The organism is Sphingomonas sp. CARO-RG-8B-R24-01 (assembly GCF_022662295.1).
In the GTDB taxonomy this organism is placed as follows: domain Bacteria; phylum Pseudomonadota; class Alphaproteobacteria; order Sphingomonadales; family Sphingomonadaceae; genus Sphingomonas.
Genome location: NZ_JAKNQI010000001.1, coordinates 517,150 through 535,127 on the forward strand (window position 1 = coordinate 517,150; position 17,978 = coordinate 535,127).

Consider the following 17,978-nt stretch of genomic DNA (forward strand, 5'->3'; position numbering starts at 1 on the left):
GCCGTCATCCTGACCCTAACCCGATCGCGTGACAATTTGAATGAGGCGTCCGGACGACGCCACGCACGCGGTCAGGGGTTCAGTTGAGGCGACCGAGCCCGGCGATCGTCCGGTCGACAAGCGCCTTGTCGGCGTCGGCACCGTGACGCTCGGCGATGATCGAAGACGCGGCGCGGGCCGCGGCATCCGCCGCATGAGCGCGAACCTCTGCGATCGCACCGCGCTGGGCGGCTGCAATCTGGTCCTGTGCCATCGTCTGGCGACGGGCAACGAGTTCGGTGAGATCGGCTTCGGCCTTGACCAGCATCGCTGCGGCCTCGGCCTCGGCATGCTTGACGATCGCCGCGGCATCGCCGGCACTGGCAGCATCCCGCTGCTTGGCGGCGGTGAGCATCGCTTCCGCCTCGGCGCGCAAGCGCGACGCCTCGTCGAGTTGCGAGCGGATTTTGTCGATCTGCCCGTCGAGCATCTTTGCCACCATGCCCGGCACCTTCTGCCAAAGCATGATGCCGAAGACGACGAGCATCGACAGCGCAACCCAGCCCGCGGCGTTGATGCCAAATGCGGTCGGTTCATGATGGAGCTCGGCGACGCCCGTCGATGCCACCGTGTGTACGGTCGAACCCTCAGCCATGCGCCAATTCCGTCTTCACGCGAGCCTCGATCGTCGAACGATCCACCGCCACGCCCGAGAGCTTGGCGACGATCGCCTCGACCGCATCGGTCGTTGCAGTTTCAATCTCGGCGACGGCCTGCGTCTTGGACGCTTCGACCTGCGCGGTTGCGGCGACCAGCTGGTCGTGCAGCGCCGCGTCGCTTGCCTTGAGCCGGGCCTCAGTGTTCGCGGTCGCCCGCGCCTTGGCCTCGCCCAGCGCCGTTGCGGCCTTCGACCGGGCGCTTTCGAGCCCGGTCTGATAGGCTGCCTCGACGGCATGTGCCTGCGCACGCGCAGCCTCTGCCGCGGCGAGGTCGCCCTCGATCCGGCCGTTACGATCGTCGATCGTCGCCTCGATCTTGGGGACCATCGCCTTGCCGATCCCGAAATAGATCAGCGCGAATACGATCGCCAGCCAGAAGAGCTGGGAGGCGTAGATCTCACCGATCTGGGAAAGCTGCGGCATCGGATGCGCTCGCTCTGGCTTACTTGACGACGAAGAGGATGAGGATCGCGACGACGAACGCGATCAGGCCGAGCAGCTCCGATGCCGCGAAGCCGATGAACAGGCGGCCCTGCTGGCCGTCTGCTGCGCCCGGGTTGCGGAGTGCGCCCTCGAGGAACGAACCGAACACGTTGCCGACGCCGAGTGCCGCGAGGCCGACACCGATCGCTGCCAGGCCGGCACCGATGTACATTGCACCAAGATCAGTCATGTTAAGCTCCTTAGAATACCGTCAGATGGATGTTGAAACGATTAGTGCAGATGCACCGCGTCGTGCAGGTACAGCGACGTGAGCAGCGCAAAGACATAAGCCTGGATCGCGCAGACCAGCAGCTCGAGCGCGCTGACGCCAACGATCATGACGAAGCTGAGCACGCTGACGACCGGGCCGAGCGCCCCGCCCGCGTTGATCCCCTGGACGACGAAGCTGCCGAACACTTCGAGCAGGATGTGCCCGGCGGTCATCGCGACGAACAGTCGCAGCGCGAGGCTGAACGGGCGGACCATGAACGACACGAACTCGACCGGGATGATGACGGGCATCAGCCAACCGGGCGCACCGTGCGGCACGAACAGCGAGAAGAACTTGAAGCCGTGCTTCGCAAAGCCGACGACCAGCACGATCGCGAACGACAGGAACGCCAGGATCGCGGTGACCGTGATGTGGCTGGTCACCGCGAAGGTGTGCAGCCCCGGCAGGATCGCGAGCGGCAGGACGCCGATCAGGTTGGCGAACAGGATGAAAAAGAACAGCGAGAAGATGTACGGCGCGAACTTCTTGCCGCCCGAACCGATGTTCACGGTGACCATCGAATCGATGAAGCTCACCGCATTCTCGGCCATCACCTGCCAACGGCCAGGGATGAGCTGGCGCTTGAGACCGCCCGCCATGAACACCGCGAGCACCACGAACACGACGACCATGAACAGCGCCGAGTTGGTGAAGGAGACGTCGTAGCCGAACAGCGAGAGATGGCGCCCGAGGACGGGCTCCACCATGAACTGTTCCATCGGATCGATTTTGCCGGCGCTCACTCCGCGCGCTCCTTCGAAATCTTGATGATGTTCATGAACGCCCCGATGACGGCCAGCGCCAGCACGATGAGCAATGCCCACGGGCTGGTGCCGAACCACGAATCGAGCGCCCAGCCCAGGATTCCACCGCCGAGCAGCGCGCCGAGCAATAGCGCAAGAACACGCGTGCCCTGGCCATAGCCCTTCGCCTGCGGCACCGCGCCACGGCCACGCGACTGCGATGCCGCGCGTGCCGAAGCGATGCGGGCGTCGAGGTCGTCGGTCGGGCGGTTGTCGGCCAAGGGGCGCATGTCCTGATAAGAAAACGCCGCCGTGCTGTCTGGCACCGCGACGGTATGTTCGGAAAACAGGAGGAAGCCTCCCGTGTGACGGATCGTTTAGGAAGCTGGCCGGGGGGTGTCAACCATTGGTCGCGGTCCGGCCCTTCCCCCCGCGCGGCGGGGGCTGGCGCGTTGCTTCGTCGCAAGCGTAACGATATGCCGTGCCATGATGAAGCCGCCCGTCACTGCCCCCATGGATCAAGCGGGACACCGGATGCGGTTGCGCCAACGCCTGCTGCAGAACGGCGGAGAGGCGTTGCTCGACCATGAACTCGTCGAATATCTTCTGGCGCTGGCAATCCCGCGACGCGATACGAAGCCGCTCGCCAAGGCGCTGATCGCCGAATTCGGTGGGCTCGGCGCGGTGTTCACCGCAGAACCCGAGGCCTTGCTACGGATATCGGGGATGGGCGACACGTCCGTCGCCGCGATCAAGATCGTCCAGGCCGCCGCCTTGCGGCTGCTCCGGATCGAGGCGAGCACCCGCCCCGTCCTGGCGAGCTGGCAGGCGCTGATCGACTATCTCCACGCCGACATGGCGCACCGCACCAACGAACGCGTCCGCGTGCTGCACCTCAATGCGCGCAACATCCTGCTGCGCGACGAAGTGATGAGCGACGGGTCGATCGACGAGGCGGCGGTATACGTCCGCGAGGTCATCCGGCGCGCGATCGACCTGGGCTCCGCGGCGATCATCCTCGTGCACAATCACCCGAGCGGCGACCCGGCGCCGAGCCGCGCCGACATCGATATCACCCGCCGCGTTGCGGAAGCGGGCAAGCGCATGGGAATCGCGCTGCACGACCATATCATCATCGCCGGATCCGAGCATGCGAGCCTGCGCGCCATGGGCCTGCTGTAGACACGTCGACCGGACCGCCCGGCCATCCGCTGGTCTCTGCCCCTCTTCTGGAACGCCCCCGACGGGACGAACCGGAAGCGGCCGGTGCTCAGGTATACGCCTTCATCAGGTCGGCCCGGTGCCGGAACACGTCCTCATCGGTGAAGGGATAGCCATCCATGGCAGCCGCGGCGAACAACGCCTGCAACTGCGGCCGATCGGCATCCAGGCTCGACACTGCGGCCGCCAGCGCGACCGGATTGCGCGGGGTCAGCACGCCGCCGGCGTGTTTCGAAATGAGATCGGCAGGATAGGAACTGTCATATCCGACAATGGGCGTACCCGACAACAATGCCTCGATCAGGCAGCGCGGCGATTCGCTGGTCATGTGACAGAAGAGGAAGACGTCCGCCCCGCGCACCTCGGCGAGGAGTGCCTCCCGGTCCGCATGATGACCCGCGAACTCGATCGACGCTTGCAACCCCAGCTCGTCGACATAGGCGCGGGCATATTCCAGTTCGGGCCCCTCGCCGAGCCAACGCGCCTGGAAGGCCGTCCCGTTGCGCCGCAACTGGTGCAGCGTGTCGATCCAGTCCCGGACACCTTTGTCGGCATGGACACGGCCGGTGTAGACAATCTTCAACGAGCGCGGTGCTAGCGCACTCACAGCCTTGGCCTGAAGTTCGCTCGGCTGGATCCGGGACGCCGGGCTCAGGTGGATGTTATGCACGAGCATCGGACGCGCGCTGTATCGCGCATAGGCTTCATAGCAGTCTGCGCCGTGCAACAGGCTCAACGTGCTGCGTCTAATCACGAAGCGCTCGAAATGCTTCATCGCCTTGGACAAGGCCAGGCGGTACACTCGCCGCAGACCATGCACCTGCTGCGCTTGAAAGTGCGTGACCTGCGACTCGACCCGATCGGTCCACACTGCCGCGCGCCGTTGCTTGACCCGGGCAAGCAACGCACCGACGGCAGCCCAATCCCCCGCAAGTCCACCGATTGCGAAATGCAGATGGCTCGAGCGGTCGATCTGGGTCTGCAGCAGTCGCAGGACAGACGGGAGCGCAATCAAAAAGCCGACGAACTTCCGCTTGTCGGGAAGCGGAACGAGCTGACAGTCTTCGTCCCGGGCGGCCGCGTCCCATGGCGACGTTCCGCCCGGAGGCGTAGCAACGTCGATTTGCGGCACGCAAAGGATTAACCTATTGAAGTTTCTCAGCCACATCCGTAGCCCATTCTGGGCCTGCGTATCCAGATAAAGCGCGCCGTCGCACCGCCACACCGGAAGCGGCAGCACAAGTAACAAAGTCGTGCCGGATACGGGAGCTTTCATGGAAGGAGTCTCTTGGCTGCATATGTAATACTCGTCACACGCGGCCCAGAACACCGACCCACCAAGCAATGACAGCACGTCCACGATTATATCGCAACAAAAATATGGTGGCTAAATGCTTAACAACATGACGATAAAGCGACCTACCTTTGTTACATATCTCGAATGTTCCCTGACGGGCGAGCGGTATGCGGCAGATACGCTGCACGGATTATCCCGCGCAGGGCGTCCTTTATTGGTACGCTATGACCTGCCCGCCGTCGCAACTGCCGTTTCGCGCGACGACCTGGCGGCGCGGCCGACGGACATGTGGCGTTGGCGGGAGCTTCTGCCGGTCCGCCGAACCGAGAATATCGTGAGCCTTGGCGAGATCGAGACGCCGCTCATCCCGATCCCGCGCAGCGCCGGCAGCCCGAATGTGCTGGTCAAGGACGAAGGGCGATTGCCGACGGGCTCGTTCAAGGCGCGCGGGCTGGTGATGGCGGTCGCGATGGCGCGCGAGCTGGGCGTGACCCGCATCGCCATGCCGACCAATGGCAACGCCGGGGCGGCGCTGGCCGCCTACGCGACCCGCTGCGGGATCGAGACGATCGTCTTCTGTCCCGAGGATACGCCCGAGATCAACGTCCGTGAAATCGCGCTGCAGGGCGCGCGGGTCTACCGTGTCAACGGACTGATCGACGATTGCGGGGCGATCGTCGGCAAGGGCGCCGCCGAAGGCCGCTGGTTCGACTTCTCGACGCTGAAGGAGCCGTATCGGATCGAGGGCAAGAAGACGATGGGCCTGGAACTGGCCGCGCAGTTCGGGTGGAAGCTGCCCGATGCGATCTTCTATCCGACCGGGGGCGGCACTGGACTGATCGGGATGTGGAAAGCGTTCGACGAGCTCGAGCAGCTCGGCTGGATCGGGTCGGAGCGTCCGCGGATGTATGCCGTCCAGGCCAGCGGGTGCGCCCCGATCGTGCGGGCGTTCGAGGCGGGGCAAGACCATGCCGAACGCTGGGAAGATGCCGCGACCGTGGCCGCCGGGATCCGCGTCCCCAAGGCCGTCGGCGACTTTCTGATTCTGCGCGCCGTACGCGAGAGCGGGGGCAAGGCCCTGGGGGTCGGAGATCCCGCGATTCTGCAGGCAGTCGACGATTGCGCGAAGAAGGACGGGCTGTTGCTGTGCCCGGAGGGAGGCGCGACGCTGGCCGCCTACCGCGAGGCGCTACGGACGGGCGAGGTCGACGAAGAGGAGCAGGTTGTCCTGTTCAACTGCGCGACCGGGCTGAAATATCCGATGCCTGCGGCCGACGCGGCGATCGACCGGTTCGCACCGATCGACTTCGACCGGCTTTGAGCGGTCGAAGGCCGGTCCCCTTGTACACGGGGGCCGGCCCGACCGGGCAAAAGCAATACGTATTGCGATCGGATCAATATCCTATAGTCCGGATATATGGAATCAGCATTAGCGATAGCGGCCCTGGGCTCGCTTGCTCAGGGCACCAGGCTCGACACCTTCCGGCTCCTGGCCAGAAACGGTCCCGACGGGCTTCCGGCGGGAGAGGTCGCGCGCCAGCTCAATGTTCCCCAGAACACCATGTCCGCACATCTGGCGATCCTGACCCGTGCCGGGCTGGTCCGTTTCGAACGCAGCGGCCGCACGATCTTCTATCGCGCCGATCTCGATTCGGTGCGCGGATTGATGCGGTTTCTGGCGCACGATTGCTGCGCGGGCAATGCCGCCATGTGCAGCGCACTGGTCGACGATCTCGTGTCAAACCGAAGATGAGGGTGCGAAAGACGGTCGTCGTCGCGTCATGAACGCTGGCATGCGACCTGTCGCCTGACACCGCGCCTCGTCCCGCTGTACCGGGCCGACCTTGATCCGTTGTATTCGTGTCGTCCGCGTCGTTCGTCACGGTGACACCCGGATTTCGACCTTCAACGTGCGACCTACTACCTTCCCTCGATACTGAGCAGTTGACACCGCGCTCGGCAGCGTGGCCTTTACCGTCGTGGCTTGGGGGCAAGCCATACAGGGGGGGACTTATCATGAAGGTACGACTCTGCGCGATCGTCTTGATCGCGCTGCCGACGATTGCGAGCGCCGCCATAGCGCCACAGGCAATGATCGTCGGCGATGCAGCAACGCCGACACTGCGAATCGGAACGCAAATTCCGGTTCAACTCCGCACCGAGCTTACCACGCAGAACAAGGTGCTTCGCGTCGGGCAGCGGTTCGAGGTCGAGACGACCGAACCCGTCATGCTCAACGGCCAGATCGTCATCCCGGTCGGCACACCGGGGACTGGCGAAATAACCAGGGTCACCAACAAGGGAATGTGGGGCAAGTCGGGTCATTTCGAGATCCGTTTGCTATATCTCAGGGTCGGGGACCGGGAGATACGCCTGTCGGGTACGCTCGACGACAAGGGCAAGGCCGGCGGTCTCGGCGCCGCGGCGGTATCCGCCATCGTTTTCCTGCCGGCCGGTTTCTTCATGACGGGGACGAGCGCCCGCATGCCAGCCGGCACCATCATCAAGGGATCGCTGGGCGAAGACGTTCCGGTTGCCTTCGCCAACATCGCACCGGCGCGCCCGCTTCAGGTGGCGGGGTCGGCTGCCGGCGCGAGCGGCGCGCCAGGGACCACGGCGGCGCCGGTTTCGTCGCCCGCCATCGCAACGACGACCCTGTCGAGCGTCGCCGTGCCGAAATAAGCTGCCATTGCCACCGTGTGCCGGACACGGTGGCGATAGGCATCCCGGGCACCGCGATGCGGGATCGAGCGCCAGCGGGTCGCCGGCCTTGTCGTGCAGCGGCCGCTTATGCCGCAGCGGACAGGAACGTGGTGAGTTCGCCCTTCGACACCTTTTTGTTCTTGTCGGTATCGGCCTGAGCAAACGCCTGCGCGATCCAGCTTTTGGTGGCCGGCGCCGTAGCCTTGGTGGACGGATCGCTCGCGGTCTTGAGGGCAACCATCCACGCGCCAAATTCTCTCGCACTCAGCGCACCGTCGTGATCCTTGTCGTAGGTCGGAAATTCGGTGCCGACGACATCGGCAACTTGCGTACCCGTCGCAGGCTGCGCCGCAGCGGCCTGACCCGATTCGGGCGGGACGGAAGATTGCGGGCCGGAAGCCGGCTGTGACGGATCAATACTCGCTGCGCCCTGCTGCGCACCGGCAGGTACGGAGGTCGACGGTTGCGCGACCTGACCAAATACTGGCGTAGCAACCAGAGCGACCGATGCAATACAGATGGACTTCAACATTACGGGTCTCCTTTGTCGTAGTCGGCTGGGAGGACGGCCCAACGGACTCGATGACCCTTCATGCTGCAGATGGCCCTTATATGCTATGCCTGTAGCCCTGGTTCGCCCGATTTGAAGCCTCGCCCCGTCCCTGCTACCCCCCCGCTCATCCGGTTGCGTGCCGAATCCACGATGGTCCGATCCGGCCCCTCCGCAGGACCCCGCCCGCGCCCGTTCCGTTTGACGCAAGTTCACGAAGGATTCCCGATGGTCCCCCGCTACTCCCGCCCCGCAATGACCGCGATCTGGACGCCCGAAGCGCGCTTCCGCATCTGGTTCGAGATCGAAGCGCACGCGACCGAGGCGCTCGCAGACCTCGGCGTCGTCCCGCGCAAGGCGGCGGACGCGCTCTGGGCGTGGTGGGCGACCAAGCCTGCGATCGACGTCGCCGCGATCGACGCGATCGAAGCGGTCACCAAGCATGACGTGATCGCGTTCCTCACCTGGGTGGCGGAACAGGTCGGCGACGAAGCGCGCTTCATGCACCAGGGGATGACCTCGTCCGACGTGCTCGACACCTGTCTTGCGGTGCAGCTGGCGCAGGCGGCGGATCTGCTGATCGCGGATATCGATGCCTTGCTCGCCGCGCTGTCGGTGCGGGCGCACGAGCACAAGATGACCCCGACGATCGGGCGAAGCCACGGAATCCATGCGGAACCGGTGACATTCGGCCTCAAGCTGGCGCAGGCCTATGCCGAGTTCGCGCGCAACCGCGAGCGTCTGGTCGCGGCGCGCGCCGATATCGCGACCTGCGCGATCTCGGGGGCGGTCGGCACCTTCGCCAACATCGACCCGCGCGTCGAGGAACATGTCGCCGCCAAGCTCGGGCTGACGGTCGAGCCGGTCTCGACCCAGGTCATCCCGCGCGATCGCCATGCGATGTTCTTCGCGACCCTGGGCGTAATCGCCTCGTCGATCGAGCGGCTCGCGACCGAAGTGCGCCATTTGCAGCGCACCGAAGTGCTGGAAGCGGAAGAGTATTTCTCGCCAGGCCAGAAGGGCTCGTCGGCGATGCCGCACAAGCGCAACCCGGTGCTGACCGAGAACCTCACCGGCCTCGCGCGAATGGTACGCGGTTATGTCACGCCCGCGCTCGAGAATGTCGCCTTGTGGCACGAGCGCGACATCAGCCATTCGTCGGTCGAGCGGTACATCGGCCCGGATGCGACGATCACGCTCGACTTCGCGCTCGGGCGGATGACCGGCGTGATCGAGAAGCTGCTCGTCTATCCGGTGCGAATGGAGAAGAATCTCAACAAGATGGGCGGTCTCGTCCATTCGCAGCGCGTGCTGCTCGCGCTGACGCAGGCCGGGGTGAGCCGCGAGGATTCGTATCGCCTCGTCCAGCGCAACGCGATGAAGGTGTGGGAATCGGATGGCGAACTGTCGCTGCTCGAACTGCTCAAGGCCGACCCGGAAGTGACCGCGGCGTTGTCGGTCGCGGAGATCGAGGACAAGTTCGATCTCGGCTATCATCTGAAGCACGTCGACACGATCTTCGCGCGGGTGTTCGGGGCGACGGGCTAACCGTTCGTCGATGAAATAAGGCATTCCGACGTGCAAATGCTGCACCTGCGAATGCGCGTAACAATGTTGCTTGAATAAGCAACAATCTCCAGATGTCTTCGTGCCGGGATGATCCGGCACGGAGACCCACGATGCGCATTTTGCAAACCCTGGCCAGCGGCCTTATTGCCGTGGCCGGCGTCGCGCTGGTGGCGGAAGTCCTGATCTTCTGACCACCGACCGCTCGACCGCCCCTTGTGACAAGGGGCGGGAGAAGCGCTTGTTTCCTATCCTGATATTTGGCGCGAGCCTGTTCCCTACCACCCACTTCCCCGGCGAAGGCCGGGGCCCAGTCGAGATGGCCAGGGTAACGAAGCGCAGCGCTTGAGGCTCTTCTGTCTCACTACTGGGCCCCGGCCTTCGCCGGGGAAGTAGCAGATGAGGGGGAAGCGCTTCCTGGCGCCCGCTTACGCCACCCCCGTTGAGCATTACCCCCGCCTCACACCCAGGCGCTCTTCACCTTCTTGAAGAACCCGCTCGTCTGCGGGCATTCCTTACCCGTCTCGGTCGCGCGGAACTCTTCGAGCAACTCGCGCTGGCGCGCGGTGAGGCTCGTCGGCGTCTCGACCTCGACGCGGATCACCAGATCGCCGCGACCACGCCCCTGCAACACCGGCATCCCCGCGCCGCGTTGGCGCAATTCGCGGCCGCTTTGCGTCCCCGCCGGGATCTTGATCGTGTGATTGACCCCGTCCGGCCCCGGGATCGTAACTTCGCCGCCGAGCGCCGCGGTCGTGAAGCTGATCGGCGTGCGCGCGAACAGCGTGGTGCCCTCGCGCTCGAACAGCGGATGCCGCGCGACGTGGAGGAAAATGTAGAGATCGCCCGCCGGAGCGCCGCGCAGACCCGCCTCGCCTTCGCCGGTCAGGCGAACGCGCGTGCCTTCGTCGACCCCTGCGGGGATGTTGACGGTGCGCGTCTTGGTCTGGTCGATCCGACCCTCGCCGTGGCATGCGCCGCACGGATCCGCGATCGTCTGCCCCGCGCCATGGCAGCTCGGGCACGTCCGCTCGACCACGAAGAAGCCCTGCTGCGCCCGCACCTTGCCGTGGCCGTGGCACGTCGCGCAGGTCTTGGCGGACGTGCCGCGCGTCGCGCCGCTGCCGTCGCACACGTCGCATGGCGCGGACACGTCGATCGTGATGTCGGTCGACTTGCCGTGGAACGCGTCCTCGAGCGTGATTTCCATGTCGTAGCGCAAGTCCGCGCCACGCCGCGGTCCCTGCGCGCCACCGCCACCGCGCTGGCCGCCCATGAACTCGCCGAAGATGTTCTCGAAAATATCGGAGAAAGCGCCGAAGTCCTGCGCGCCGCCGCCCCCGCGACCGCCAGCGCCGCCGCCCTGACGGAACGCCTCATGGCCGAAGCGATCATAGGCCGCGCGCTTCTGCGGATCCTTGAGGCAATCATACGCCTCGCTGATCGCCTTGAAATGCGCCTCGGAATCCTTGCAACCGGGGTTGCGGTCCGGGTGATATTTCATCGCCAGCTTGCGATAGGACGTTTTGATCGTCCCGTCGTCGGCGGTGCGCTCGCATTCGAGCAGTTCGTAGAAATCGACTTCGGTGCTCATGTCAGGCCCTCAGACCGGGAGACGGTGGCGGGTGGAACAGCGACCGGATCAACCGCCCTGCCCCAAACCGCCACCGCCGCGCCCGGCGGCCCTCCCCCGCCAAGCGAGAGAGGGCGTTTGTGCTTATGCCTTGGTGTCGTCGACTTCGGAGAATTCCGCGTCGACCACGTCGTCCTTCGGTGCCGCTGCACCGTCGGCGGCGGGCGAAGCGTCGGCCTGCGCCTGCTTCTCGTAGATCGCCTGGCCAAGCTTCATCGCAACCTGGCCGAGCGCCTCGGCCTTGGCCTTCATCGCCTCGGGATCGCCGCCTTCGACCGCGGTCTTGGCTTCGGCGATCGCCGCTTCGATCTCGCCCTTGAGCGACGCGTCGACCTTGTCGGCATTGTCGGCAAGCTGGCGCTCCGTCGTGTGGATCAGGCTCTCGGCGTTGTTCTTCGCTTCGGCCGATGCACGGCGCTTCTTGTCGTCCTCGGCGAACTGCTCGGCGTCGCGGACCATCTGCTCGATGTCGCGATCCGACAGGCCACCCGATGCCTGGATGCGGATCTGCTGCTCCTTGCCGGTGCCCTTGTCCTTCGCCGACACGTTGACGAGGCCGTTGGCATCGATGTCGAACGTGACCTCGATCTGCGGCACGCCGCGCGGTGCGGGCGGGATTCCGACCAGGTCGAACTGGCCGAGGATCTTGTTGTCCGCCGCCATTTCGCGCTCGCCCTGGAAGACGCGGATGGTGACCGCACCCTGGTTGTCGTCCGCGGTCGAATAGGTCTGCGACTTCTTGGTCGGGATCGTCGTGTTGCGGTCGATCATCCGGGTGAACACGCCACCCAGCGTCTCGATGCCGAGCGACAGCGGCGTCACGTCGAGCAGCAGCACGTCCTTGACGTCGCCCTGCAGCACGCCGGCCTGGATCGCCGCGCCCATCGCGACGACCTCATCCGGGTTGACGCCCGAATGCGGCTCCTTGCCGAAGAAGTCCTTCACGACCTGACGGACCTTGGGCATGCGCGTCATGCCGCCGACGAGGACGACTTCGCTGATGTCCGACGACTTGACGCCCGCATCCGCCATTGCCTTCTTGCACGGCTCGAGCGTACGCTGGATCAGGTCCTCGACCAGACGCTCGAGATCCGAGCGCGTGATCGCCTTGACGAGATGCTTCGGACCGGTCGCGTCCGCGGTGATGAACGGCAGGTTGACTTCGGTCGTGGCTGCCGACGACAGCTCGATCTTCGCCTTCTCGGCCGCTTCCTTCAGACGCTGGAGCGCCAGCTTGTCCTTGGTGAGGTCGATCCCTTCGGCCTTCTTGAAGTCGTCCGACAGGAAGTTGAGCAGCTTGTTATCGAAATCCTCGCCGCCGAGGAAGGTATCGCCGTTGGTCGCCTTCACTTCGAACACGCCGTCGCCGATCTCGAGGATCGAGATGTCGAAGGTGCCGCCGCCGAGGTCATAGACCGCAATCGTCTTGTTGGTGTCCTTGTCGAGACCGTAGGCGAGCGCCGCCGCCGTCGGCTCGTTGATGATGCGGAGCACTTCGAGACCGGCGATCTGCCCGGCGTCCTTGGTCGCCTGGCGCTGCGCGTCGTTGAAGTAGGCTGGCACGGTGATGACCGCCTGCGTGACCGTCTCGCCGAGATAGGCTTCCGCGGTTTCCTTCATCTTCTGGAGCGTGAAGGCCGAGATCTGCGACGGGCTGTATTCCTTGCCGCCCGCGCCGACCCATGCGTCGCCATTGTTGCCGCGCACGATGTGGTACGGGACCAGCTCGGTGTCCTTCTTGGTGATCGGGTCGTCGAAACGACGGCCGATCAGGCGCTTCACCGCGAAGATCGTGTTCTCGGGGTTGGTCACTGCCTGGCGCTTGGCCGGCTGGCCGACCAGTCGCTCGCCATCCTTGGCGAACGCGACGATCGACGGCGTGGTCCGCGCGCCCTCTGCGTTTTCGATAACCTTCGGCTTGCCGCCTTCCATGACGGATACGCAGCTGTTGGTCGTGCCGAGATCGATTCCGATTACTTTTGCCATTGGTCCTCTTGGGCCCCCGTCAGTCAAAAAATGGACGTTCAGCCGTGCCCTCGAACTGAGCGACACGACCCGTTACTCCAGCGATATAGGGGGGCTTTCGCTTGTCGCAAGATTTTCGCACGCCTAGAGACGCAGTTGGGTTCCCAATGCGGGAGATAAGATTTGAACGTGCGGTTTTTGACGGTTTTGGCCGGGCTGTCGGTTGCCGGCTGCCAGTCGCCCCCCGAACTCAACGTCGATCACGGCTACGTCCGGCTGGGCACGCTGCCGAGCCGCCCGTCGGCGGGCTATTTCACGATCCACGGCGGGCCGACCGCGACGACGCTGATCGCGGTCAACAGCCCGGTCGCGGTCAAGAGCGAACTGCATGAATCGATGACCGCCGGGGGCATGGCGACGATGAAGCCGCTCGGCGACCTGCCGATCCCGGCCAAGTCGACGACCGCGTTCAAACCGGGCGGCAAGCATCTGATGCTGTTCGACATGAACCCCGGGATCAAGCCGGGCCGACCGATCACGCTGACCTTCACCTTCTCGGATGGTCGGCGGATCGATGCGCTCGTCCCGACGATCGCACCCGGCGCGCCTGCGCCGACCGTCAAGGACTGAGCGCGGCGCGTGGCACGTGGCGAGAAAAGGACGCTGACCGAGGGCGAGATCACGCTCGCGAAAGGCGTGTTCGGCGATGCGATCGATTATGCCAAGGTCCGCCTCGCACAGCGCAAATGGGCGTTCTTCCAGCCGCGCGAGACCGTGATGGCGCCGACCGGGTGCATCTGTTTCCATCCCAAGGGATCGCTGTACCGCGACGATTTCGCATGCGAAAATCTCGATGCGCAGGGGCTGCTGATCCACGAGATGACGCATATCTGGCAGACCCAGCGGGGGGTGTTCCTCCCCCTCGTGCGGCACCCGTTCTGCCGGTACGATTACGCGATCCGGCCCGGCCTGCCACTCAAGCGCTACGGGATCGAGCAGCAGGCGGAGATCGTGCGGCATACCTTCGTGCTGCGGCGCGGCGGGTTCATTCGCGGCGCGCTGCCGCTTGCGACTTACGAGAGTATCCTGCCATTCCGTCCGGAATGAGCGTTGACCGCTAGGTCGCGAGATGCAGGGTCAGCGTCGCGACCGCCCCCTGCTCGGGGCCGGCGCTGTCGAGCCGCAATTGTCCCTGCATCGCCAGCATCGCATTGGCGCACCAGTGCAACCCAAGGCCACCGACCTTGTGACGCCGGGTCGAAAAGCCGCGCTGGAACAGGCTTGGGGCCGCGCCGACGACGAACCCCTCGCCGTCGTCCCGGATCGCGATCCGCGCCATGTCGCCGGCGCGCTCGATCGTGACGATGATACTGCCGCTGCCTGTCCCGTGCGCCGCAATCGCGTCCGCCGCATTGGCGAAGAGGTTGCCGATCACCTGGCTCAGAATGACCCGGTTCGCGAGCACCAGGCACGGCTGTGCCGGGAAACTGACCGCGATCGATACGCTGCCGGCGTACCGCGCGATCGTGGCGTTGCGCGCCAGGATCTCGGTCACGTCGCACGCTTCCACCTCGGGCCGCTCGTGCACGGCGCGCTGCTGCTGACCGATGATCTCCAGCACATGCGCCATTGCATCCCGCGCGACCTGCAGCTCGCGCTGGCGCTCGCTCCGGTCCGCCGTCTCCGCGGCGACCGCTGCGGCAACGAAGGCGCTCAACTTGGACCGGCGATCCGGCGCGATGTCGGCAGTCGCGAGCTCGGCAACCGCGCGCTCAACCAGCGTCTGGTCCACTGGCGCCGTCAGAACGATGGCGCGGCTGAGGATGGTGCTGACGGGCGTCAGCGCGTTGCGGACGTTGTGGAGCATGGCGATGGCGCTTTCGCTCTTGCCCAGCGCGAAGTTCTGGATTTCCAACTGCTGCCGCAAATCGTGCTGCTGTCGCAGCATACCGTTGAAGCTCGCGACGAGCGATCCGATCTCGTCGTCACGCGGCGTATCGGACAGCAGATCGAGCGCCCCCGAGCTCTGTACGGCCTGCATGTGGCGCTCGACCCGCGCGAGCGGGCGCAGCACCAGCGTGGTGATCATCCGCCGTAGCGCCAGCAAGACTAGGAGCAGCAGAATGATCGATCCCGCCACCGCCAGCAGCAGGACGCGCTGTCCCAACACGGAGAAATCGCGGCGCACGTTGATCACGGCGCTGGCGACCGGACGCCCGTCGATCCCGCGGATCGGCACCGCGATCCGCAGCGTGGTGCGCGTGCTATCCATGCGGACACGGCCGGACGTCCCTGCAGGATCCAACCTTACCGGCAGATGCGATGCCTCCGACACCATCGGGCCTGACAGACGACTGGCGAGCGCGAAAAAGCGCGGCGGATCGTCCTCCCGCATACCCGCGACCCGCACGACGCCTACGGCGGCCAGGACGTCACCCATCTTCACATAGAAATGCGCCGACCGAGCCGAGCCGATTGCCCGGTCGATCGCCGCGCGGGGCAGCGCCTTGGCAAACGCCTGCTCCAGGGCTTTGCCATCAGCGGCGCGCCAATGGACGGTGTCGCGATCGGCCTGACCGTCGATCCACGATACGCCATCGACCTGGCGCTCGCCGAGCAACCGTTGCGTATGGGCCGGGGTCGGCCTGCGGGCCGTATCCTCCGCATAATCGCGGGCCTTCAGCTCGACCTGACGCGCGATCGTCTCCAGCGCAGACCGGGTCCGCTCCACCTCGACCTGGGTCGAGCGCGCTTCGAGATCGTTGAAGCTCGGCACGATCACGCTGGCGAGCACCGCGATCAGCGCCACGGCGCCGACCAAACCCACGCCGGTCAGGATCACGACGAGCTTGGCGGCGAGCGCACGGGACCGGAGCGCGTGACCGATGCGGTGCCGCACCCGTCGGACCGCGCGTCGTCTCATGCGGAATCGGCGTTGCCGACCTGGATCGGAATGCCCGAATATTCCGGCAGCATGGGTTGGCCATCATCGGCATCGACCATGAATCGCGTTACCGCAATCTGCCGTGCGAACGCCTTGGTCACCGGGCGCGAGAACAGGAACCCCTGCATATGCGAGCACCCCGCCACGCGGAGCGACTGCAGCTGCGCCTCGCTTTCCACGCCCTCCGCGATCACGCCGAGGCCCAGGGCGCGGCCGAGGTGGATGATCGACTGGACGATCGCGGCACTCTCGCGCTCGCGGCCCATGCCCTCGATGAAGCTGCGATCGATCTTGAGGCAATCGAGTGCGAATTTGCGGATATTGTACAGGCTCGAATAGCCCGTTCCGAAATCGTCGAGCGCAATGCGGAAGCCCATCTGGCGCAATTTATACAGGGTGTCGGCGGCGCGATCCGCATCGTCGAAGATTGCCGTCTCGGTGATCTCGATCTGCACGCGGGTCGGATCCACCCCGGCGCGCTGCACGTCTTCGACCAGACGCGCGACGAAATTGTGGCGTCGGAATTGCCGCGGCGAGAAATTGACCGAGACATATTGGGTCGGCCATTCGGCGAGGACCTTCAGGGATTCCCGAAGCACCCAGTCGCCGATCTCGTGGATCAGGTTCGATTCCTCGGCGATCGGGATGAAGACGTCGGGGCTGATCGGGCCGTGCGCGTCGGTGTTCCAGCGCAACAGCGCCTCGAAGCCGACGATCTCGAGCCGCTCGCGTCCGACAATCGGTTGATAGGCAAGGCTCAGTTCGTTGCGCGCGATCGCACCCGAAAGCCCGGTCTCGATCGCGCGCCGCATCCGGATCGTTTCGTCCATGCCGTCGTCGAACACGCGAACGATCCCACGCCCGTCGCGCTTGGCATCGTTGAGCGCAAGGTCGGCCCGGCGCATCAAGTCGACCGGATCGCGCGTTTCACCCGGTTCGGTCGCGATCAACCCGATCGAGGCGCCACCCTGGACCGAATGGCCGAGCACCTTGAAGGTCGATGCGCAGGCCTTGGCGATCCGCGCGCAATCGGCCTCGGCGGCTTCGCTGCCGGGTGTGTCGAACAGCAGGCCGAATTCGTCCCCGCCCAGTCGGGCGACCATGCCGCCCGGCGGGACGGACCGCTGGAGTACGCCGCACATTGCGCGGATCAGTTCGTCCCCCGCCAGATGGCCGAGCGTATCGTTGACCAGCTTGAACCGATCGAGATCGACCATCGCTACCGCAAATTGCGCACCCGACTTGGCGCGTTCGCTCAGCGCCCGGCGAAAGGCGAGGCGGTTGGGCGCTTCCGTGAGGGAATCGTGATTGGCCAGATGCATCGCGCGGCTTTCGTTCGCGGCGAGTTCGTGCCCCTGTTCCTGCAGCTGGACGACCTGCTCGGCCAGGGTGCGGCGCGCGGCGGTCAATTCGCGATCGCCTTCCCAGCGATGCACCAGCGCGGTCGCCATCTGCTGGACCTCGGCGACTTCGAACGGCTTCGCGATGTAGAAGATCTTGTCCGCAGGTCCGGCGACCCGCGCGATCTCGATCGGCGCGAAGTCGGAATAGCCGGTCACGATGACGATATGGATCGCGGGGTCGAGCGCACGGATCCGCGCCGCGGTTTCGCGGCCGTCGATCCCGGGGGGCATGCGCACGTCGATGAAGGCGACCGCGAACGGTGCGTCATCCCGCAACGCATTGGCCACGGCGGCCACCCCGTCCAGCCCCTGCAGTCGATGCGTCAGGTCGAAGATGCGCTGCGGTTCTGCTGACGGTACGGGAAATTCGGTCCCGAACAGCTCAGCGGCCATCGCGCCCAACGCCGACCCCACGGCATCGCCCACCGGCGCAAAACTGCGTCGGTAGCTGTCGTGCATGGCCGGTTCGTCGTCGACGATCAGAATTCGCATTTGGCACCA

General features: G+C 65.3%; 18 protein-coding genes. 7 read left to right on the top strand and 11 right to left on the bottom strand.

The window, feature by feature from the left end; genetic code table 11:
• Nucleotides 1-79: 79 nt before the first annotated feature.
• From L8G49_RS02405 to L8G49_RS02425, 5 genes are read right to left on the bottom strand one after another with little or no spacing between them, the layout of a single operon-like run.
• Nucleotides 80-634: a hypothetical protein gene (locus L8G49_RS02405; protein ID WP_242182239.1), complete on the bottom strand. Its 555-nt coding sequence runs from the start codon at nucleotides 632-634 to the stop codon at nucleotides 80-82.
• On the bottom strand, nucleotides 627-1,121 hold the full coding sequence (locus L8G49_RS02410; RefSeq protein WP_242137447.1) for an ATPase: 495 nt from the start codon (nucleotides 1,119-1,121) through the stop codon (nucleotides 627-629). The genes L8G49_RS02405 and L8G49_RS02410 overlap by 8 nt, the downstream gene beginning before the upstream one ends.
• A gap of 19 nt (nucleotides 1,122-1,140) precedes the next feature.
• Nucleotides 1,141-1,353 carry a F0F1 ATP synthase subunit C gene (locus L8G49_RS02415; RefSeq protein ID WP_010164404.1) on the bottom strand — a complete coding sequence of 71 codons (213 nt, stop codon included), beginning with the start codon at nucleotides 1,351-1,353 and terminating at the stop codon, nucleotides 1,141-1,143.
• Nucleotides 1,354-1,412: 59 nt separating this feature from the next.
• The gene (locus tag L8G49_RS02420) at nucleotides 1,413-2,171 is read right to left on the bottom strand and encodes a F0F1 ATP synthase subunit A (RefSeq protein WP_051116738.1); all 759 of its coding nucleotides are present in this window, start codon (nucleotides 2,169-2,171) and stop codon (nucleotides 1,413-1,415) included.
• A gap of 20 nt (nucleotides 2,172-2,191) precedes the next feature.
• Nucleotides 2,192-2,485: an AtpZ/AtpI family protein gene (locus L8G49_RS02425; RefSeq protein ID WP_242137885.1), complete on the bottom strand. Its 294-nt coding sequence runs from the start codon at nucleotides 2,483-2,485 to the stop codon at nucleotides 2,192-2,194.
• A 223-nt stretch (nucleotides 2,486-2,708) separates the two neighbouring features.
• Between L8G49_RS02425 and radC the strand changes: the two genes are divergently transcribed.
• Nucleotides 2,709-3,377 carry a DNA repair protein RadC gene (gene radC / locus L8G49_RS02430; protein ID WP_242182241.1) on the top strand — a complete coding sequence of 223 codons (669 nt, stop codon included), beginning with the start codon at nucleotides 2,709-2,711 and terminating at the stop codon, nucleotides 3,375-3,377.
• 88 nt (nucleotides 3,378-3,465) lie between these two features.
• On the opposite strand, the gene L8G49_RS02435 is transcribed toward radC, so the two are convergent.
• Nucleotides 3,466-4,776, bottom strand: a complete 1,311-nt coding sequence (locus L8G49_RS02435; RefSeq protein ID WP_242182243.1) for a glycosyltransferase — start codon at nucleotides 4,774-4,776, stop codon at nucleotides 3,466-3,468.
• 31 nt (nucleotides 4,777-4,807) lie between these two features.
• Between L8G49_RS02435 and L8G49_RS02440 the strand changes: the two genes are divergently transcribed.
• The 3 genes from L8G49_RS02440 to L8G49_RS02450 all read left to right on the top strand — a co-directional run bounded on the left by L8G49_RS02440 (nucleotide 4,808) and on the right by L8G49_RS02450 (nucleotide 7,395).
• Nucleotides 4,808-6,034: a threonine synthase gene (locus L8G49_RS02440; RefSeq protein ID WP_242182245.1), complete on the top strand. Its 1,227-nt coding sequence runs from the start codon at nucleotides 4,808-4,810 to the stop codon at nucleotides 6,032-6,034.
• Between the two features lie 96 nt (nucleotides 6,035-6,130).
• Nucleotides 6,131-6,466, top strand: coding sequence for a metalloregulator ArsR/SmtB family transcription factor (locus L8G49_RS02445; protein WP_242182247.1), 336 nt, complete (start codon nucleotides 6,131-6,133; stop codon nucleotides 6,464-6,466).
• Between the two features lie 263 nt (nucleotides 6,467-6,729).
• Complete coding sequence (locus tag L8G49_RS02450; protein ID WP_242182249.1) at nucleotides 6,730-7,395, top strand: hypothetical protein; 666 nt, start codon at nucleotides 6,730-6,732, stop codon at nucleotides 7,393-7,395.
• A 106-nt stretch (nucleotides 7,396-7,501) separates the two neighbouring features.
• On the opposite strand, the gene L8G49_RS02455 is transcribed toward L8G49_RS02450, so the two are convergent.
• Complete coding sequence (locus L8G49_RS02455; RefSeq protein ID WP_242182251.1) at nucleotides 7,502-7,948, bottom strand: EF-hand domain-containing protein; 447 nt, start codon at nucleotides 7,946-7,948, stop codon at nucleotides 7,502-7,504.
• Nucleotides 7,949-8,194: 246 nt separating this feature from the next.
• On the opposite strand from L8G49_RS02455, the gene purB reads away from it, so the two are divergent.
• Complete coding sequence (gene purB, locus L8G49_RS02460) at nucleotides 8,195-9,514, top strand: adenylosuccinate lyase (RefSeq protein ID WP_242137453.1); 1,320 nt, start codon at nucleotides 8,195-8,197, stop codon at nucleotides 9,512-9,514.
• 478 nt (nucleotides 9,515-9,992) lie between these two features.
• Here purB and dnaJ read toward each other — a convergent pair whose 3' ends face one another.
• Together dnaJ and dnaK are read right to left on the bottom strand one after the other, a co-directional pair.
• Nucleotides 9,993-11,126 carry a molecular chaperone DnaJ gene (gene dnaJ, locus L8G49_RS02465; protein WP_242182253.1) on the bottom strand — a complete coding sequence of 378 codons (1,134 nt, stop codon included), beginning with the start codon at nucleotides 11,124-11,126 and terminating at the stop codon, nucleotides 9,993-9,995.
• Between the two features lie 123 nt (nucleotides 11,127-11,249).
• Nucleotides 11,250-13,151 (bottom strand): molecular chaperone DnaK, encoded by a 1,902-nt coding sequence (dnaK, locus tag L8G49_RS02470; protein ID WP_242182255.1) that lies wholly within the window; start codon nucleotides 13,149-13,151, stop codon nucleotides 11,250-11,252.
• Between the two features lie 168 nt (nucleotides 13,152-13,319).
• On the opposite strand from dnaK, the gene L8G49_RS02475 reads away from it, so the two are divergent.
• Entirely contained in the window at nucleotides 13,320-13,760 is a 441-nt protein-coding gene (locus tag L8G49_RS02475) for a copper chaperone PCu(A)C (protein ID WP_242182825.1), read from the top strand.
• A 9-nt stretch (nucleotides 13,761-13,769) separates the two neighbouring features.
• Complete coding sequence (locus L8G49_RS02480; RefSeq protein WP_242137457.1) at nucleotides 13,770-14,237, top strand: vgr related protein; 468 nt, start codon at nucleotides 13,770-13,772, stop codon at nucleotides 14,235-14,237.
• 10 nt (nucleotides 14,238-14,247) lie between these two features.
• Here the strand turns inward: L8G49_RS02480 and L8G49_RS02485 are convergent, their stop codons facing one another.
• Both L8G49_RS02485 and L8G49_RS02490 read right to left on the bottom strand, forming a co-directional pair.
• Nucleotides 14,248-16,053, bottom strand: a complete 1,806-nt coding sequence (locus tag L8G49_RS02485; RefSeq protein WP_242182256.1) for an ATP-binding protein — start codon at nucleotides 16,051-16,053, stop codon at nucleotides 14,248-14,250.
• Nucleotides 16,050-17,969 (bottom strand): GGDEF and EAL domain-containing protein, encoded by a 1,920-nt coding sequence (locus L8G49_RS02490; RefSeq protein WP_242182258.1) that lies wholly within the window; start codon nucleotides 17,967-17,969, stop codon nucleotides 16,050-16,052. Before L8G49_RS02490 ends, L8G49_RS02485 begins: the two co-directional genes overlap by 4 nt.
• Nucleotides 17,970-17,978 lie beyond the last annotated feature (9 nt).